This is a genomic window from Cellulomonas humilata (assembly GCF_013359775.1).
Lineage (GTDB): Bacteria > Actinomycetota > Actinomycetes > Actinomycetales > Cellulomonadaceae > Cellulomonas > Cellulomonas humilata.
Genome location: NZ_JABMCI010000041.1, coordinates 41582 through 59810, shown reverse-complemented (window position 1 = coordinate 59810; position 18229 = coordinate 41582). Strand labels below are relative to the sequence as shown.

At 73.1% G+C, this 18229-nt stretch carries 15 protein-coding genes; 14 read left to right on the top strand and 1 reads right to left on the bottom strand.

What is annotated here, in order from left to right; all coding sequences use genetic code 11:
* Positions 1–2: 2 nt before the first annotated feature.
* On the top strand, positions 3–1514 hold the full coding sequence (locus HP550_RS02215) for a DUF7059 domain-containing protein (RefSeq protein WP_343047943.1): 1512 nt from the start codon (positions 3–5) through the stop codon (positions 1512–1514).
* Between the two features lie 125 nt (positions 1515–1639).
* On the opposite strand, the gene HP550_RS02210 is transcribed toward HP550_RS02215, so the two are convergent.
* Positions 1640–4579 carry a glycosyl hydrolase gene (locus HP550_RS02210; RefSeq protein WP_175345958.1) on the bottom strand — a complete coding sequence of 980 codons (2940 nt, stop codon included), beginning with the start codon at positions 4577–4579 and terminating at the stop codon, positions 1640–1642.
* Between the two features lie 270 nt (positions 4580–4849).
* Between HP550_RS02210 and HP550_RS02205 the strand changes: the two genes are divergently transcribed.
* From HP550_RS02205 to HP550_RS02145, 13 genes are all read left to right on the top strand, one after another.
* A complete protein-coding gene (locus HP550_RS02205; RefSeq protein WP_343047942.1) occupies positions 4850–6019 on the top strand; it encodes an efflux RND transporter periplasmic adaptor subunit in 1170 nt (389 codons plus the stop codon).
* Positions 6012–6731 carry an ABC transporter ATP-binding protein gene (locus HP550_RS02200; RefSeq protein WP_175345957.1) on the top strand — a complete coding sequence of 240 codons (720 nt, stop codon included), beginning with the start codon at positions 6012–6014 and terminating at the stop codon, positions 6729–6731. Before HP550_RS02205 ends, HP550_RS02200 begins: the two co-directional genes overlap by 8 nt.
* On the top strand, positions 6728–7960 hold the full coding sequence (locus HP550_RS02195) for an ABC transporter permease (protein WP_175345956.1): 1233 nt from the start codon (positions 6728–6730) through the stop codon (positions 7958–7960). The genes HP550_RS02200 and HP550_RS02195 overlap by 4 nt, the downstream gene beginning before the upstream one ends.
* A 25-nt stretch (positions 7961–7985) precedes the next feature.
* On the top strand, positions 7986–8888 hold the full coding sequence (locus HP550_RS02190) for a DUF5666 domain-containing protein (protein WP_175345955.1): 903 nt from the start codon (positions 7986–7988) through the stop codon (positions 8886–8888).
* Positions 8881–10785, top strand: coding sequence for a permuted SH3 domain-containing protein (locus HP550_RS02185; RefSeq protein WP_175345954.1), 1905 nt, complete (start codon positions 8881–8883; stop codon positions 10783–10785). The genes HP550_RS02190 and HP550_RS02185 overlap by 8 nt, the downstream gene beginning before the upstream one ends.
* Positions 10786–10875: 90 nt before the next feature.
* On the top strand, positions 10876–11706 hold the full coding sequence (proC, locus tag HP550_RS02180; RefSeq protein WP_175345953.1) for a pyrroline-5-carboxylate reductase: 831 nt from the start codon (positions 10876–10878) through the stop codon (positions 11704–11706).
* A complete protein-coding gene (locus HP550_RS02175) occupies positions 11706–12713 on the top strand; it encodes a LacI family DNA-binding transcriptional regulator (RefSeq protein WP_246280426.1) in 1008 nt (335 codons plus the stop codon). The genes proC and HP550_RS02175 overlap by 1 nt, the downstream gene beginning before the upstream one ends.
* A 15-nt stretch (positions 12714–12728) precedes the next feature.
* Entirely contained in the window at positions 12729–13067 is a 339-nt protein-coding gene (locus HP550_RS02170) for a cupin domain-containing protein (RefSeq protein WP_175345952.1), read from the top strand.
* Positions 13068–13166: 99 nt separating this feature from the next.
* Positions 13167–14747: a xylulokinase gene (locus tag HP550_RS02165; RefSeq protein WP_175345951.1), complete on the top strand. Its 1581-nt coding sequence runs from the start codon at positions 13167–13169 to the stop codon at positions 14745–14747.
* A complete protein-coding gene (locus tag HP550_RS02160) occupies positions 14744–15454 on the top strand; it encodes an L-ribulose-5-phosphate 4-epimerase (protein WP_175345950.1) in 711 nt (236 codons plus the stop codon). The genes HP550_RS02165 and HP550_RS02160 overlap by 4 nt, the downstream gene beginning before the upstream one ends.
* The gene (araA, locus tag HP550_RS02155) at positions 15451–16953 is read left to right on the top strand and encodes an L-arabinose isomerase (RefSeq protein WP_175345949.1); all 1503 of its coding nucleotides are present in this window, start codon (positions 15451–15453) and stop codon (positions 16951–16953) included. Before HP550_RS02160 ends, araA begins: the two co-directional genes overlap by 4 nt.
* A gap of 66 nt (positions 16954–17019) precedes the next feature.
* A complete protein-coding gene (locus tag HP550_RS02150) occupies positions 17020–17943 on the top strand; it encodes a hypothetical protein (protein WP_175345948.1) in 924 nt (307 codons plus the stop codon).
* A gap of 62 nt (positions 17944–18005) precedes the next feature.
* On the top strand, positions 18006–18227 hold the full coding sequence (locus HP550_RS02145) for a hypothetical protein (RefSeq protein ID WP_175345947.1): 222 nt from the start codon (positions 18006–18008) through the stop codon (positions 18225–18227).
* The last annotated feature ends 2 nt before the right edge of the window (positions 18228–18229 follow it).

Here is an 18229-nt window from a genome sequence, read left to right as displayed (position 1 = left end):
GGGTGATCCTGACCGATGCCGCCCTCGTCGCTGCGCTCCGCACCGACCTGACCGCTGCCGGTTACGGCGTGTCCGGGGTCGAGGACGTGCTCGGGCCGGTCGCCGCCGACGCCCTGCACCGCGAGGAGCCCGTGCCGGCGCTACGGGCCACGGAGGCGTCCGACGACGTGGTCGCCGCGCTGGTCCGCACGTTCCTGCTCGGCTCCACCACACCCCGGCGGCTGCTCGAGCGGGCGCTGCCCAGGCTCACTGTCGACGGCGCCGAGCGCCTGGGCCTGGTCGAGTCCGACGGCGACGACGTCCGTGCCCGGGTGGATCTGCGGCCGTACACGGCGGTCGACGGCGGCGGCGAGGTCGACTGGTGGATCGCGTCGGACCTCGGCGAGCTGGCCACCGGTCAGGCGCTGCGGACCGACCATGTGCTCGGCGTCGGCGGGGCGTCGACCACGCTGGCGCAGGTCACCGTGCGCGACGCCCGTGACCTGGTGCTCGACCTCGGCACCGGCTGCGGCATCCAGGCCCTGCACGCGTCGCGGCACTCTCGCCGGGTGGTCGGCACCGACATCTCCCGGCGCGCGCTGGGCTTCGCGCGGTTCAACGCGGTGCTCGCCGGCGTCGAGCTCGACCTTCGCGAGGGGTCGATGCTCGAGCCCGTCGCCGACGAGCGGTTCGACCTCGTCGTGAGCAACCCGCCGTTCGTCATCACGCCGCGGACGCCGGGGATGCCGTCGTACGAGTACCGCGACGGCGGGCGGTCCGGCGACGCGATCGTCCGGGAGCTCATCGAGGGCGTCGGCGCGGTGCTGGCGCCCGGGGGAGTGGCGCAGCTGCTGGGCAACTGGGAGGTCCGCCGCGGCGAGGAGTGGCACGAGCGCGTGGGGTCGTGGCTCGACGCCAGCGGGCTGGACGGCTGGGTGGTGCAGCGCGAGCTCCAGGACCCCGCGCAGTACGCCGAGACGTGGATCCGCGACGGCGGCACCACCCCCGACCGGGACCGGTCCGCGTGGGCGGTCCGCTACGGGCAGTGGCTGGACGACTTCGCGTCGCGGGACGTCGAGGGGATCGGGTTCGGCGTCGTGACCCTGCGCAAGCCTGTCGGGGAGGTGTCGTTGCGCCGGCTCGAGGAGGTCACCGGCACGGTCCGCCAGCCGCTCGGCCCGTCCATCGCGGAGTCGCTCGCCGCCCACGACTGGCTGCAGTCGATGACCGACGACGAGCTGGGCGACCAGCGACTCGTCGTCGCACCCGACGTCACCGAGGAGCGGTACCTGACCCCGGGCGACCCCGACCCGCAGGTGGTCCTGCTACGCCAGGGCGGCGGCTTCGGCCGGGCCGTCCAGGCGGGCACCGCGCTCGCGGGGTTCGTCGGCGTCTGCGACGGGGAGCTCACGGTCGGCCAGATCGTGCACGCCCTGGGCGCCCTGCTGGAGGTCGGCGCCGACGCGGTCGCGGCGGACGTCCTCCCGTCGACCCGCGGCCTGATCCGCGACGGCCTGCTGCTGATTGCCGACTGAGCCACAACGTCCGCACTGAGGTGGGTGGGAACCCGCCGGAGTGCGGACATTGCTGCTTCCCACACCGCAACGTCCGCACTCGAGCGGGTTCAGACCCACCCGAGTGCGGACGTCAGCGGGGTCGGTCAGTGCAGCACCACGTCGTCGAGCACGTGGGTGCCGGCATTGAAGTACAGGTTGATCTTCTTCACGTCGGCCAGCTGCGCGCCGCAGTCGGCGGTCAGGGTCTCCAGGTCGACGACCACGTCGGTCGTCGGCGCGGCGATCCAGCCCACCTGCGCGGTCTCGCACCAGGTCCACGACGAGCCCACCTGCAGGGCCGCCTTGGTGTCGAACCCGGTGGTGGACACCACGTCGAACGTCACCTGCGTGCGCCCGGTCCAGTCGCCGACCGACGGGCCGAACCCGAACCAGCCGCCGTCCGGAGAGGCCGCGCCGATGGTGAGGGTGCCTCCGGTCGAGGAGACGGTTCCCTCACCGATCGGCCCCCAGCCCTGGACGCCGTCGGTGAAGTCGGACAGGACGACGGGCTCCAACGGCGTCGGCCGGTGGTCGTACCGGTCGAGGTACCCGGCGAAGTCGCCGCGGGTGACCACCTTGAGCACGCCGAACTTCGTCGCCGACGTCGGCACGATGATCCCGGTCTCGGTCGCCCACGCGATCGCCGTGCCGTACGGGTGCCACGACGGGACGTCGGTGAACGCCTCGGGAGCCGCCGGTTCCGGGGAGCCGGCGAGGCGCCAGAGGAGCTCCGCCGCGGACGAGCGGTCGAGCGGCGCCTTCGGCAGGTAGACGGGGAGCGTCGTGTCGACGAGCCCCTCGTGCGCCAGCCACTCGATCGCCGTGTACGCCGCGTGCTTCTTGGGCACGTCGCGGAACGTCGGCCGCTTGGCGGTCGGCACCCAGGTCGCGTCGGCGTAGCGGTAGAGCAGGGTCGCGACGTCCTGGCGCGTCTCCGGCTTGGTCGGCCGGAACGTGCCGTCCGCGTAGCCGTCGTCGAGCCCCTGGTCGTGCAGCCAGATGATCGAGTCGAAGTTCGGCGATCCCGGCAGCACGTCGGAGAACACCGGCGGCGGCTCGACCCCCGGCAGGGCGGCGATGTCGTCGACCACGATGCTTCCCGACGAGGCGCCGGTGCCGTCGTCGGCCGCGTTGACGTAGATGTTGAACTGCGAGATCGCCTGGAGGTCCGCGTCGGTGATCCGGCGGTTGGCGTTGGCGGTGTCCCACGGGGCCGGACGCCAGTCGACGAACGGGAACGTGACGACCCCAGGTGACGTGCCCTCCAGCGACGGGTAGGCCTCGTACGAGACGCCCCCGGCCACGAGCTGGAGCACCATCTTGTTGCCGGACCCGTCGGGCTTGACCCAGAGCGCGAGCTCGTTGAAGGCCGACCAGTCGCCGCTGATCTGCTTGCCGAACCCGGTGTAGGTCTGCGTGGCGAAGTCGTAGTCCATCCGCAGCGCCTTCGACGGCCCGCTCGTGTCCAGCGACAGCGTGTTGGCGCCGTAGGAGACGTACTCGGCCCGCAGGGCGGTGTTGTCGCCGTAGCCCTCGTAGTCGTCGACCACGCCCGGCCCGAAGGTCGGTCGCGGACCGAGCACCACGGAGACGGAGTCGCTCAGCACCTCGGCGCCGTCGACGATCACGTGGACCTCGAGCGTCTGCGTGCTGTTGTCCAGCTCCGCGGCCGGGATGTCCCACGGCGCCGACCACCAGAGGCCGTCGCCGGGCGAGAGCTCGATCTCCGTCGTCCCGACCGTCGCGTAGACGCGGTCGGCGTCGACGTTCTGGACCGTGGCCCGGACGGTCGTCGGCGACGTCGCGACGCGCGCGCTGTCCGCGGGCGACGCGATGTGCACGAGCGGCTGCGCGGGAGTCGTGTCGACGGCACGGTCGAACGCGCCGGTGACGTCGCCCGCGAAGTACGTGAACGGGTCCGCCGCGTACGCCTGGAAGTCCTCCAGCAGCGCGTCCCCGGGCACGGGCACGAAGTGCTGGCCGGCGTCGAAGTTGGCCCACGTCTCCATGTACGCCGACCGGCTCGCGCGCGGGTCGGCCTTGATGGCGTTCAGCACCTTGGTGAACCACTGCTCGGGCGACGAGCCGCTGGTGCCCACTCCGCCCGAGACGCCGAACTCGGTGAACGCGGAGACCTTCCCCTTCGCGTCGGCGAGGTCGGCGATCATGCCGAGGTCCGCGACCAGTCCGTCGAGGAACGCCTGCGAGCCGGTGTTGTCGTACGCGTCCAGGCCGAGCACGTCGATGAACTCGTCGCCGGGGTAGGTGCGCAGGTACTGCTCGGTGTTGCCGCCGAACCCGCTGCCCGGGGAGAACGCGTACAGGAAGTTGGAGACGCCCTTGAGGTCGCGCAGGTACTCGACCGTGTAGCGGTAGAGCTCCTTGTACTCGCCGGGGGAGCCGAACGCGGCGCCCCACCAGAACCAGGAGCCGGCGTTCTCGTGCCACGGTCGGAAGACGATCGGGATGAGGTTCCCGTCGGTGTCCCGCGCACCGTCTGCGGCCGCCGCGATGTTGTCCAGGTACGCGTTCAGCTCGGCGTTCTTGGCGCCGCCGGGAAGGACCGCGCGCAATGTGTCGCCGGTGGTGTCGTAGAAGCTGCCGCCCGTGACGAAGTTCTCCATGTGGGCGGACAGGGTGTTGATGCCGCCGAGCTCGTGCGCCTTGGCGATGTAGTCGTCGAGCGCCGCGATGTTCTGCGCGGTCGTGTTGCCGGCCGATCCGGGGGCCTCGTCGCCCTGGAGGATCAGGGTGTCCCAGCCGAAGACCGCCGGGTAGTCGCCGGTCACGTTCTTCACGTCGGACGTGATCCCGTCCGCGCCCGTGAACGTCAGGCCGTACGACGTCGTGTGCTGGTGGCCGAACAGGATGCCGTCGCCGCGCACGTCGTCGAGGTAGGAGAACAGGGAGCGCGTCTGCGGGCTGGCGCCCGGGTCGACGAGGGTGACGGTCTCGGCGGCTGTCGCGGGGAGCGTCACGATCCCGCACAGGGCGGCGGCGGTGATCCCTGCGGTCAGGGCGCGCGCGAGATGACGGTTCTTCATTGAACCTCCTGGGTCGTCCCGCCCCTCGGAGCCGGCATCCGCGGACGAGCACTGGAACGAACTTAGTCAAGTTACCAAACAAAGGATGTATCGGACAGATCCGAATCGTTTGGGGAGGCACCGCGGGGCGAGAACAACGTGAGTGCTGTCCTGAGCAGCCACACCGCCACGCACGTTGTTCTCGCCGATCCACAGGTCAGGCACAGGGTGGTGCTACGGCGGCCCCAGGCGTCCTCCCTACGTTCGGCCCAGGTCACAGGACCGAGCGACGTGAGGGAGAACATGCAGCACGTGTGGAGGCGGACGACGCCGCTGACGAGAACGGTCGCGGCCGTGGTGGTCGTGGCCCTCGTCGGGGCAGGGGTGTGGTGGTTCGGGATCAGGGACGCGTCGGCCGCCTCGGCCGCACCCGTGACACGGACCGTCGCGGCGAGCCTGACGACGATGCAGAAGTCGGTGAGCGGCAGCGGGACGCTGGCGCCGTCGGTGCAGCAGGACGTGAGCTTCGAGGTCAGCGGCACGGTGACCGGCGTGCCGGTGGCGGTCGGCCAGAGCGTCACGGTCGGCCAGACGCTGGCCACCGTCGACACCCTCCAGTTGAACGCGGACCTGCTCCAGGCCAAGTCCACGCTGGCCAGCGCCCAGGCCAAGCTGGACGACGCGAGCGGCACCGCGCAGATCGCCGCCGCGCAGGCGCAGGTCGACGTGGCCCAGTCGGGGGTCGACACCGCGCAGGCCGCGATGGACGGCGCCACCCTGACCGCGCCGGTCGCCGGGCTGCTCACGGCGGTGGACCTCGAGGTGGGCGACGCGGTGGGGTCCTCCTCGGCGCCCACCGGCAGCGGCGGCGAGACCACGGCGCAGTTCACCATCGTCGGCACCGACGCGTGGCAGGTCGACGTGACGGTCTCCGACGCGGACATCGCGCTCATCGAGGTGGGCGACCAGGCGGAGGTCACCCTCGACGGCGCGACCGAGCCGGTGTTCGGCACCATCAGCGAGATCGGCCTGCTGTCGACCAGCGACACCGGCGTGGCGGCCTACCCGGTCACCGTCGCGGTCACGGGCGACCAGGAAGGGCTGCACGACGGCGTCGCCGCGGAGGTCGAGCTGGTCTACGAGCGCCGCACCGACGTGCTCACCGTGCCCAGCCTGGCCGTCACGACGGCCACCGACGGCACCACCACCGTGACGCAGGTGGATGCCGCCGGCGCCACCGTCGACGTGCCGGTCACCACGGGGGAGACCTCCGGGAACGTCACGGAGATCACCGAGGGGCTGGCCGAGGGCGACGAGGTCGTGCTGGCCACCTTCACGCCGGGCTCCGGCGGCACGGGCCGGCAGGGCACGACGCAGGACGGCGGCGGCACGTTCCCCGAGGGCGGCCCACCGGAGGGCTTCGACCCCACCCAGATGCAGGGCGGTCAGACCAATGGCTGAGCTCGCGTCGCCGCTCATCGAGACACGCACCAGCACCGTCATCGACCTCGTCGGCGTCACCAAGACCTACACGTCCGGCAGCATCGAGTTCGAGGCCCTGCGTGGCGTCGACCTGCGGATCGAGCAGGGCGAGTACGTCGCGGTCATGGGCCCGTCCGGGTCCGGCAAGTCGACCCTGATGAACATCCTGGGCTGCCTGGACACGCTCACCCGCGGCACGTACCACCTGGCCGGCGAGGACGTGGGGGAGCTCGACGAGATCGACCTCGCGGACATCCGCAACCGGCGCATCGGGTTCGTGTTCCAGCAGTTCAACCTGCTGCCGGCGCTCTCGGCGTGGCGCAACGTGGAGCTCCCGCTGGTCTACGGCCGCGTGCACGCGGGGGTCCGACGCGACCGGGCCGCGGCCGCGCTGTCCCGCGTCGGGCTCGCCGACCGGCTGGACAACCGGCCGGGCGAGCTCTCGGGCGGGCAGCAGCAGCGCGTTGCGGTGGCCCGCGCCCTCGTCGGCGAACCGGCCCTCCTGCTGGCCGACGAGCCGACGGGCAACCTCGACTCGACGTCCACGCACGACGTCCTGTCCCTGTTCGACGAGCTGCACGCGCAGGGCCGCACGATCGTCCTCATCACGCACGAGGCCGACGTCGCCGAGCGCGCGGAGCGGATCGTCCGGGTCCACGACGGGCTCATCGTGTCGGACGGTGCCCGATGACCTGGACCGAGACCCTGCGCACCGGCTGGTCCGCGGTGACGTCGCACGCCATGCGCTCGATCCTCACCGTGCTCGGCATCCTCATCGGCATCGCCGCGGTCATCCTCACGGTCGGCCTCGGGCTCGGCACGCAGCAGGACGTCAGCGCGCAGATCAGCCAGCTCGGCAGCAACCTGCTCATCGTCAAGCCTGGCAGCAGCACCAGCACGGAGGGCGTCCGCGGCGGCTTCGGCTCGCGCACCACGCTGACCACGGCCGACGCCGAGGCGCTGGACAGCTCCGTCAACGCGCCGGACATCGGCAAGGTCGCGGCCGAGAAGACCACGTCCGCGTCGCTCGAGGCCAATGACACCAACTGGACCACCAGCGTGGTCGGCACCAGCACGGACTGGCTCGACGTCCGCGGCCGCACGCTGGCGACCGGCGCGTTCTTCACCGCCGACGACGAGGCGGACCGGGCGGCGGTCGTCGTGCTCGGTCCGGAGACCGCCGAGGAGCTGTTCGGCTCCACCCGCGTGGTCGGCCAGACGGTCACCATCGGCGACACCGACCTGCGCGTGGTCGGCGTGCTCGAGGCCGAGGGCGCCAGCGGCGACAGCGACCTCGATGACGTGGCGGTCATCCCGATGTCGACGGCGGCGGACACGGTGGTCGGCGGCTCGGACCGCAACGCGGTGTCGACGATCTACGTGCAGGCCGCCTCGACCGACCAGCTGAACGCGGCGTACCAGGAGGCCGAGGCGCTGCTGCTCAACCTGCACGGGATCACCGACGCCGACAGCGCCGACTTCACGATCAACAGCCAGGACGCCCTGGTGTCCACGGCGACTGCGGTCTACAAGACCCTGACTGTCCTCCTCACCGGCATCGCGGCCCTGTCGCTGCTGGTCGGGGGCATCGGGGTCATGAACATCATGCTCGTCTCGGTCACCGAGCGGACCCGCGAGATCGGTCTGCGCAAGGCGCTCGGCGCCCCGCCGTGGGCCATCCGCCGGCAGTTCCTGGTCGAGGCCACGGTGCTCGGCCTGGCCGGCGGCGTGCTCGGCGCGGCCCTCGGGATCGTCGCCGCGCAGGTGCTGCCCCGGCTGCTCGACAGCTCGGTCGTCGTGTCCGGTGCCGCGGTCGTCGGCTCGGTCGTCGTCGCGATGGGCATCGGCCTGGTGTTCGGCGTCTACCCCGCCACGCGCGCCGCGCGACTGGCCCCCATCGACGCGCTGCGCGCGGAATAGCCCCCTCTCAGCTAGGAGACTCCCCATGTCCACCCTGACCACGCGACTGCTTCCCGCGATCGCCGCGGCCTCGGTCCTCGTCCTGGCCGGCTGCTCTGCCGGCACCTCGCAGGCGGCCGCGCCGACCGCCTCGGCCACCCCCCAGCAGCAGCAGGACGGCGGCGGTGCGCAGCCCCCCGGCGGTGGCGGCGCGTCCGGCGAGATCGCGACGGTCACCGGGACCGTCATGCAGGTCCGGTCCGACGACGCGCAGACCGCGGTGACGTGGACGGACGCCACCACGTTCTCCGCGACGGTCGCCGGGACGCTCGCCGACGTGACGGTCGGGTCGTGCGTCGTCGCGGTGTCCACCGCCACGACGGACGACACGACGGACACCAGCGCGCCGGTGGAGGCCACCAGCATCCGGATCACCCAGCCGTCCGACGACGGCACGTGCGCCGGCGGGTTCGGCGGCTTCGCCGGGGGACCCGGAGGCGGCGACCGTCCCGACGGAGCGCCCACCGACCTGCCGTCGATGCGGGCCCCCGACGGTGCGCCCACGGACCTGCCGTCCGGAGCACCCGACGGCGCCCGCATGTTCGGCGGCGGCGCCAGCGGAACGGTCACCGCGATCGACGGCAGCACGCTGACGGTGGAGACCACGGGTCCGGACGACGCGACCACCTCGCGCACCGTCACGGTCACCGACGCGACCACCTACACCACGACCGCCGCGGCCGACGCGTCCGCGATGGTCGTCGGGCAGTGCGCCACCGCGCGCGGCGAGGCCGACGACAGCGGCAAGGTCACCGCGACGAGCATCACGGTCTCCGCGCCGACCGACGGCGACTGCACCACCGGCATGCTCGGCGGCCGCGGGTTCCCCGGCGGCGGCTCGCAGGGCTCCTCCGACGACTCGTCGCAGGACGGTGACACCGATGCCTGACCGCGACGTCCGTCCCTCCGTCGCGCTGCGTCGTCGGGCGCGTCGCCGCCGGATCATCGGGTTCGGCGCCGCGGGAGCCGTGGCCCTCGTGGCCGCGGGCGGCGGTGTCGCCCTGGCGGTCGGGGGTTCCGACGACGGCCGGTACCGGACCGCCGCCGCCGATCTGTCGAGCGTCGAGCAGGTGATCGACGCGGTCGGCACGATCGCGTCGGCCACCCGGCGGGACGTGGCGTTCTCCGTGGACGGCACCGTGGCGACCGTGAACGTGTCCGTCGGTCAGGCCGTGGCGGCCGGGGACGTGCTCGCCACGCTCGACACCGAGGCGCTCCAGGACGCGGTCGAGAAGGCGCAGGCGGACCTCGCCGACGCCCAGCAGCAGCTCTCCGACGACCTGGACTCCCAGACGGCGTCGACCTCGACCTCGTCGACCGCTTCCTCCTCCGCGACCTCCGCCTCGTCGTCATCGACGCCGTCCGCATCGGCGTCCGCATCGCCCGCGGTCTCCTCCGCCGCACCGACCACGGGGTCCGAAGACACCCGCGGCGACTCCGCGGACCCCGCCGTCGAGAAGGCGCTGGCCGACGTCCAGCGAGCCCAGCAGGCGCTGCTCGACCAGTACCAGGTCACCGCCGACGCCCTGGCGTCCAGCGGCGAGAGCGTCACGGCGTCGCAGGCGTCGTGCGCGGCGTTCCTCGCGGTGGTCGGTGACGACGTCGAGCCCGCGGACGCGGAGCCGACGGACGACCTGACGGAGTCGACGGATCCCGCCACCGACGAGGCAGACCCCACGGTCGAACCCGACGACACGGCGGAACCCGACGACACTGCCGAGCCCGACGTCTCCGCGGTCGAGCAGGCGCTCGCCGACTGCCAGGCCGCCCTGACCGGGGCCCTGGACGCGCAGACCGCGACCGACGCGGAGCAGCAGGCGCTCATGACGCTCGCGACCGCGCTGGACGAGGCGGTGCAGGCGCTCCAGAAGGCCGTCGCGGCCTCCTCGACCAGCGCGCCGTCAACCAGCACGCCCTCGACGTCGACCCCGTCGACGACCACGCCCTCGACCTCCACCCCGTCGACCAGCACGCCCTCCACCAGCACGCCGTCGACCAGCACGGCCACGACCGTGGCGTCCGCGGCGACGATCGTCGCCGACCAGGCAGCGATCGACCTGGCCCAGGCCAACGTCACGCTCGCGCAGAGCCGGCTCCCGTTCGCCACCCTGACCAGCCCGATCGCCGGCACGGTCGCGGCGGTCGCGCTCGCCCCGGGCGACTCGGTCACGGCCTCGTCGACCACCGCGACGATCACGATCCTCGGCCCGGACGGCTACACGGTCACCACCAGCGTCCCGCTGACGAAGATCGACATCGTCACGGTCGGCCAGAGCGCCCAGGTGACCACCCCGAGCACGGATGCGACGCTCACCGCCACGGTCAGCAGCATCGGCGTCCTCGACACGTCCACCACCGCCGACCCGGCCTACACGGTCGAGCTCGCCGTCGACCCGACGGACGAGACGCTGTACGACGGAGCCTCCGCCCAGGTGCGGATCACCGTGGCGGGCGCCGACCAGGTGCTCACGGTCCCGACGTCGGCGGTCCACGTCGACGGCTCGACCGCGACGGTCCAGGTGCTCCAGGGCGGCACCCCGACCGAGGTCACGGTCACCCGCGGCGCGGTCGGCACGGAGCGGACCGAGATCACCGACGGCCTCTCCGCCGGCGACGAGGTGGTCCTCGCGGACCTCGACGAGCCGATCGAGACCAGCACCTCCACCACGACCGGGCTGTCGGGCCTGGGCGACGACGCGACGCAGGGCGGCCCGCCGGAGGGCTTCGTGATGCAAGGCGGCGAGGGCGGTCCCCCGGCCGGCTTCGCCCCTCCCGGCAACGGCTGAGACGTGGGTCCGGGCCGTCGGCACCGGCCCGGCCCCCGCGTCGATAGGCTCTCGGCGTCGCCCTTCGGCGGCACGGACGGGAGGACGACGATGGCCGACGAGCCCACCGCCGACACGCCGCGGGTCGCGGTGCTGGGCGGCGGCGTCATGGGGGAGACCCTGCTCAGCGCGCTGCTGACGGCGGGCTGGACGGCCGAGCAGGTCGAGGTCACCGAGCGGTACGCGCCGCGGGCCGACGAGCTCGCGGGCCGGTACGGGGTGCGCACCGGAGCGTCGAACGCCGAGGCGGCGGCCCGCGCCGACGTGGTGCTCCTGGCGGTCAAGCCGAACGTCGTGGCGTCCGTCCTCGACGAGATCAAGGACGCCCTGGGCGAGGGCGAGCTGGTGGTCAGCGTGGCCGCCGGGCTGCCGATCGCCAGCTACGAGAAGCGGCTCGCCGCCGGCCAGCCGGTGGTCCGGGTCATGCCCAACACGCCCGCCGTCGTCGGCAAGGGCGCCAGCGCGATCGCGGCCGGCACGCACGCGACGCAGGAGCACCTCGCGCTCGTCGAGAGGCTGCTCGCCGCCACCGGGCTCGTCGTCCGGGTAGAGGAGAAGGACCTCGACGCGGTGACCGCGATCTCCGGGTCCGGGCCGGCGTACGCGTTCTACCTCATCGACGCGATGGCGGAGGCGGGCGTGCTGCTCGGCCTCACGCGGGACCTGGCGACGAAGCTCGCGGTGGCCACCGTCGAGGGGTCCGCGGCGCTCGCGGCCCAGTCGGGCGACCACCCGGCCGTGCTGCGCGAGCGCGTGTCCTCCCCGGGCGGCACCACGGTCGCCGCGGTCCAGGTGCTCGACGCCCACGGGGTCCGCGCCGGGGTCGTCGCCGCGGCCGAGGCGGCCCGTGACCGCTCGCGTGAGCTCGGCAAGCAGTACTGATGAACGCGTCCGCGCGCCCGCCGGCGATGAGCGACGTCGCCGCGCTCGCGGGCGTCTCGCACCAGACCGTGTCCCGGGTGCTCAACGACCACCCGAGCGTCCGACCCGAGACGCGGGAACGCGTCAACGCCGCCATCGCCCGGCTGGGCTACCGCCGCAACAGCGCCGCCCGCACCCTGGTCACGCGCCGGTCGGGGACGCTCGGCGTGGTCACCCCCGCCACCGCGCTGTACGGCCCGACCAGCACGCTGGTGGGGCTCGAGGAGGCCGCCCGGGTGGTCGGCTGGTACGTGTCCGTGGCGACCATCCGGCAGTTCGACGGCGACTCCATGCACACCGCGATCGAGCACTTCCTGGGCCAGGGCGTCGACGGCATCGCGATCATCGCCCCGACGACCGAGGTAGCCCAGGCCATCGCCGCCCTCGCGTCGCCGGTTCCCGTCGTGCTCATCTCGTCGGCGTCCGACGTCCCGCCCGTCGCGCACCTGCACGCGGTCGGCGTCGACCAGCGGCACGGCGCCCGGCTGGCCACCCAGCACCTGCTCGACCAGGGCCACACCGAGGTGGTGCACGTGGCCGGCCCGCAGGACTGGTTCGACGCCCAGGACCGGCTCGCCGGGTGGCGCGAGGTGTCCGGACCGGGTGCCCCGGAGCACATCGAGGCGGGCTGGGACGCGGCCGACGGGTACGAGCTCGGGCTCCGGATGGTCCGCGAGGGACTGCCGTCGGCGATCTTCGCGGCCAACGACCAGCTGGCCCTCGGGCTGCTGCACGCGTTCTGGGAGAAGGGTGTCGGCGTGCCGTCGGACGTCGCGGTCGTGGGCTTCGACGACGAGGTCGGCGCCGCGCACTACACGCCGCCGCTGACCACGGTCCGGCAGGACTTCGGGGCGCTCGGGCGGCTGGCGGTCGGCTCGCTGCAGTCCGCGTTCGCCGGGGAGGACGTGGCGCGCCAGCAGATCCCCGCGGAGCTCGTGGTGCGGGCCAGCTCGGTGCGTCCGGCGTAGTCCTACGCTCGGGTCATGATCGACATCGCCGAGCTCGCCGCCACGCACCTGGACGCCGCCCGCTCGGACCAGCACGGCAGGTCGGCGGGGATCGTCGCGCACGACGGGGAGCTGCGGCAGACGATCATCGCCCTGACCGCCGGATCCAGCCTCGGGGAGCACAACTCCCCGAACGCCGCGACGCTCCAGGTGTGGCAGGGGCGCGTGCGGGTCGAGTCGCCCGACGGGGACGTCGAGGCGAGCACCGGACACCTGTGGGTGCTCACGCACGAGCGGCACTCGGTGCACGCCGTCGAGGACAGCGTCTTCCTGCTCACCACGCTCACCGGGGTCGGTCGGTCGTCCCACGGCTGAGCCCCGGCACGGCTGGACTGCGGGCCGGATGTTAGCGCTAACATATGTCTCGGCCGCTGGCGTCCGCCGCGGTCATCGATGCGAGAGCGGAGCCGCGTGATGACGGTCGATCCCCACGGTGCCGATCCCACGGCGGCGATCACGACCGGCCGGACGACGCTGGGCATCGAGCTGGGCTCCACCCGCATCAAGGCCGTGCTCATCGGCCCGGATCACACCCCGCTGGCCAGCGGCAGCCACGACTGGGAGAACCAGTTCGTCGACCGGGTGTGGACGTACTCGCTGGACGCCGTCTGGTCCGGGCTCCAGGAGTCGGTCGCGGCACTGCTGGCCGAGACCGAGCAGCGGTACGGGGTGCGCCCCACCACCCTCAGCGCCATCGGGATCTCCGCGATGATGCACGGCTACCTGGCGTTCGACGAGGCCGACGAGCTCCTGGTCCCGTTCCGCACCTGGCGGAACACCAGCACGGGACCGGCGGCCGCCGAGCTCAGCGCGCTGTTCGGCCACAACATCCCGCTGCGCTGGTCCATCGCGCACTTCCGCCAGGCCGAGCTGGACGCCGAGCCGCACGTCGGGCAGGTCCGCTTCCTCACCACGCTGGCCGGCTACGTGCACTGGAAGCTGACCGGCCGCACGGTGCTCGGCGTCGGCGACGCGTCGGGCATGTTCCCCATCGACACCGCCACGCACTCCTACGACGCGACGATGCTCGCGGCCTATCCCGGCGCGGACGTCGCGGCGCTGCTGCCCGAGATCCTGCTCGCGGGCCAGGATGCCGGCCGGCTGACCGAGGCGGGCGCCGCGCTCCTCGACCCCACGGGCACCCTCCGGCCCGGCATCCCGCTGTGCCCGCCCGAGGGTGACGCCGGCACCGGGATGGTCGCGACGAACTCCGTGGCACCCCGCACCGGCAACGTCAGCGTCGGCACCAGCATCTTCGCCATGGTCGTGCTGGAGAAGCCGCTGGCCCAGGTGCACCACGAGCTCGACCTGGTGACCACGCCGTCCGGCGACCTCGTCGCGATGGTGCACTGCAACAACGGCGCCAGCGAGCTCGGCGCCTGGGCGGACCTGTTCGGCCAGTTCGCCACCGCGATCGGGCAGCCCACCGGCTCGGACGACGTGTTCGGGGCGCTCCTGCGCGAGGCGCTGACCGGCGACGCGGACGGCGGCGGCCTGCTGGCCTACAACTACCTGTCGGGCGAGCCGATCACGGGCCTGGCCGAGGGGCGCCCGCTCTTCGTGCGGACCCCCGACAGCCGGCTGACCCTGGCCAACTTCATGCGCACCCAGGTGTACAGCGCGTTCGGCACGCTCAGCCTGGGCATGCGCGTGCTGCGGGGCGAGGGCGTCGAGCTGGACGCGATGTTCGCGCACGGCGGGCTGTTCCGGACCGCGGGTGTGGCGCAGCGGCTGCTCGCCGCGGCGGTCGGCGCGCCGGTCACCGTGGGCAGCACCGCGGGCGAGGGCGGCGCGTGGGGCATCGCGGTGCTCGCCGCGTACCTGGGCGTGGCCGACGAGCAGGACCTGAGCACGTACCTGACCACTCGCGTGTTCGGCGACGCCGTCTCCCAGACGGTCGCCCCCGACCCGGACGACGTCCGCGGCTTCGACGCCTACCTCGAGCGGTACAGCGCCGGGCTGGCGATCGAGCAGGCCGCGGTGGAGGCGCTGTGAGCATCGAGGACCAGATCCAGCAGACCCGCGCGGTCGTCGCGGCCCTGCACGCCGAGCTCCCGCGCTGGGAGCTGGTGGTGTGGACCGCCGGCAACGTGTCGCAGCGGGTGGTCGTCGGCTCCGCACCCGGACCCACCGACCTGTTCGTCATCAAGCCCTCCGGGGTCACGTACGACGAGCTCACCGCGGAGTCGATGGTCGTCTGCGACCTCGACGGGAACCTGGTCGACGGCACCCGCGCACCGTCCAGCGACACCGCCGCGCACGCCTACGTATACCGGCACATGCCGTCGGTCGGGGGCGTCGTGCACACGCACTCCACCTACGCGACCGCGTGGGCCGCCCGCGGCGAGCCGGTGCCGTGCGTGCTCACGATGATGGCCGACGAGTTCGGCGGAGACGTGCCGATCGGCCCGTTCGCGCTCATCGGCGACGACTCGATCGGCCGCGGGATCGTCGAGACCCTCCAGGGCTCCCGCAGCCCGGCGGTCCTCATGCGCAACCACGGGCCGTTCACCATCGGCCGCGACGCCAAGGCCGCCGTGAAGGCCGCCGTCATGGTCGAGGAGGTCGCCCGCACGGTGCACATCGCGCGGCAGCTGGGCGACACCATCCCGATCGCGCAGGCCGACATCGACTCCCTGTACGCCCGGTACCAGAACGTCTACGGACAGCAGCCCACCCACACCCCGGAGAGCGACTCATGACCAAGCCCTACGCCGACCGCGAGATCTGGTTCCTCACCGGGAGCCAGGGCCTGTACGGCGAGGAGACGCTCCGCCAGGTGGCCACGCAGTCGCAGGAGATCGCGCGCGTCCTGGGCGACACGCTCCCCGCGAAGCTCGTCTGGAAGCCGGTGCTCACCGACTCCGACGCGATCCGCCGCGCCGCGCTCGAGGCCAACGCCGACGACTCCGTCATCGGGGTCATCGCGTGGATGCACACGTTCTCGCCGGCCAAGATGTGGATCGCCGGCCTGGACGCGCTGCGCACCCCGCTGCTGCACCTGCACACGCAGGCCAACGTCGAGCTGCCGTGGGACACCATCGACTTCGACTTCATGAACCTCAACCAGGCCGCGCACGGCGACCGCGAGTTCGGGTACATCGCGACCCGGCTCGGTGCCGCACGCAAGACGGTCGCGGGGCACGTGTCCAACCCGGCCGTCGTCGCGTCGATCGACGTCTGGGTGCGCGCGTGCGCCGGCTGGGCCGCGACGCACGAGCTGAAGCTCGCCCGGTTCGGCGACAACATGCGCTACGTCGCGGTGACCGAGGGCGACAAGACGGAGGCCGAGCTGCGGTTCGGCGTCTCGGTGAACACGTGGGGTGTCAACGACCTCGTGGCGGCCGTGGACGCGGTGGCTCCAGAAGACGTCGACGCGCTCGTCGCCGAGTACGAGGAGCTCTACGACGTCGTCCCCGAGCTGCGGGCGGACGGCGACCGGCACGAGTCCCTGCGCTACGGCGCCCGCCAGGAGATCGCGCTGCGCACGCTGCTCGAGTCGCTGGGGGCCAAGGCCTTCACGACGAACTTCGAGGACCTCGGTGACCTGCGCCAGCTCCCCGGCCTGGCCGTCCAGCGGCTCATGGCGGACGGCTACGGGTTCGGCGCGGAGGGCGACTGGAAGACCGCCATCCTGGTCCGCGCCGCCAAGGTGATGGGTGCCGGCCTGCCCGGCGGCGCGTCGCTCATGGAGGACTACACCTACGACCTGACGCCCGGCTCGGAGCGGATCCTCGGCGCCCACATGCTCGAGATCTGCCCGACGCTGACCACGTCGAAGCCCACCCTGGAGATCCACCCGCTCGGCATCGGCGGCAAGGAGGACCCGGTCCGCCTGGTGTTCAACGCCGACCCCGGCGTGGGCGTCGTCGTCTCGCTGGCCGACATGCGCGACCGCTTCCGGCTCACCGCCAACGTGGTCGACGTCGTCCCGCCCACCGCCGACCTGCCGCACCTGCCGGTCGCGCGGGCCGTCTGGGAGCCCCGCCCCGACTTCCGCACGTCCGCGGAGTCCTGGCTGACCGCCGGTGGGGCGCACCACACGGTGCTCACGACGGCCGTCGGGGTCGAGGCGTTCGAGGACTTCGCGGAGATCGCCCGCACCGAGCTGCTCGTCATCGACGAGGACACCACCCGCCGCGGCTTCCGCGACCAGGTGCGGTGGAACCAGGTCTACTTCCGGCTCGCCCAGGGGTTCTGACGGGTACCACCGAACGGGTGGACCTGCGCTGACTGATTGCTCCCTACAACTGAAGTGCATAGCGTCGTGACGTACCGCGACGACGGGGGACACTCGATGACGGTGCAGGGGGATCCGGGGGCAACCTGGCTGCTCCGCGCGCTCTTCGCGGCCGGCGGGGCACTGCTGGTCGGCGTGCTGTCCGCGGCCGCCGCACACGCGGAACCCACGTCCCCGTCGCACGCAGAGGCCGTGCTCGCGGAGGTCGCGGCCGCGTCCCACGGCGCCGTGGCGCCCGCGGTGGCTCCTCTTGCTGACGTCGTGACCGTGGTCAGCGCCCCGGTCGCGGGAGCGGTGAGCGTCGTGACCGCCCCGGTGCTCCCCGTGCTCCCCGCCGCCGCGTCGGAGGTCGCGACCCGGCCGGTCGCGAGCGTGACCACGCCGGTGCCGGCGCAGCAGGCGCTCGCCGCGGTGACGACAGCGCTCGGGCGGGTCACGACCGCGGTCAGTCCCGTGACCAAGGCGCTCGCGTCGGTGACGGCGGCCCTCGACCCCGTGACGCGGGGGCTGCGGCCGGTGGCCGGCGCGCAGGTGCCCGCCGACGACCTCGCCCGCGGGGCGGACGCCCTCGACCCGACCCGGACCCTGCTCCTGCCTGCCGACCCGTCCGTGCCGACAAGCCCCGGCACGGTGCCGGCGCACACACCCTCGCGCGCTGCCGTAGTCCTCGAGCCGACCGCGCACGTCGCCGACCGGGGAGCGGACGCTGCGTCCGCCACCGACGTCGCGCCGGTCCGTGCCCCGCACCGAGCCCCGAACCTGCCCGGCGACGAGGATGCCGGTCTGCCGACGTCCGGCAGCGCGCCGACCGGCGCCGGGCGAGGGGGCATCGACGGTGACCTGCCGTCCGGCGTCCAGCCGCCCGCGCTCCGCGGCCTGACCGCCCGGGGCAGTCCGTGCCCCGCGCCCCTGTCCGCCCCCGACCCTGAGGTCCCCGACTTCCCGGCATGAGCGGGTCTGTTGCGCCCTGCGCGCGATCACCCGCACCTGTCCACCTCGTCGAGGAGTACGCCATGCACACCTTCCTCCGTCGCTCGCTCCAGACAGCGCTCGCCACCGGCGGCCTGGCCGCCACCGCACTCCAGCTGGCCGGCACGGCCGCAGCCGTCGCCATCGCGGTGGTGGCCGTGGTCGCGTCGCCGGTCGTCACCCACCGGCACCGCTGGGCCGCCGGTCACAGGCCGTCGACGGTCCCCCAGGTGCCGACCCAGCGCAGCGCCACCCCGGAGTCGTGACG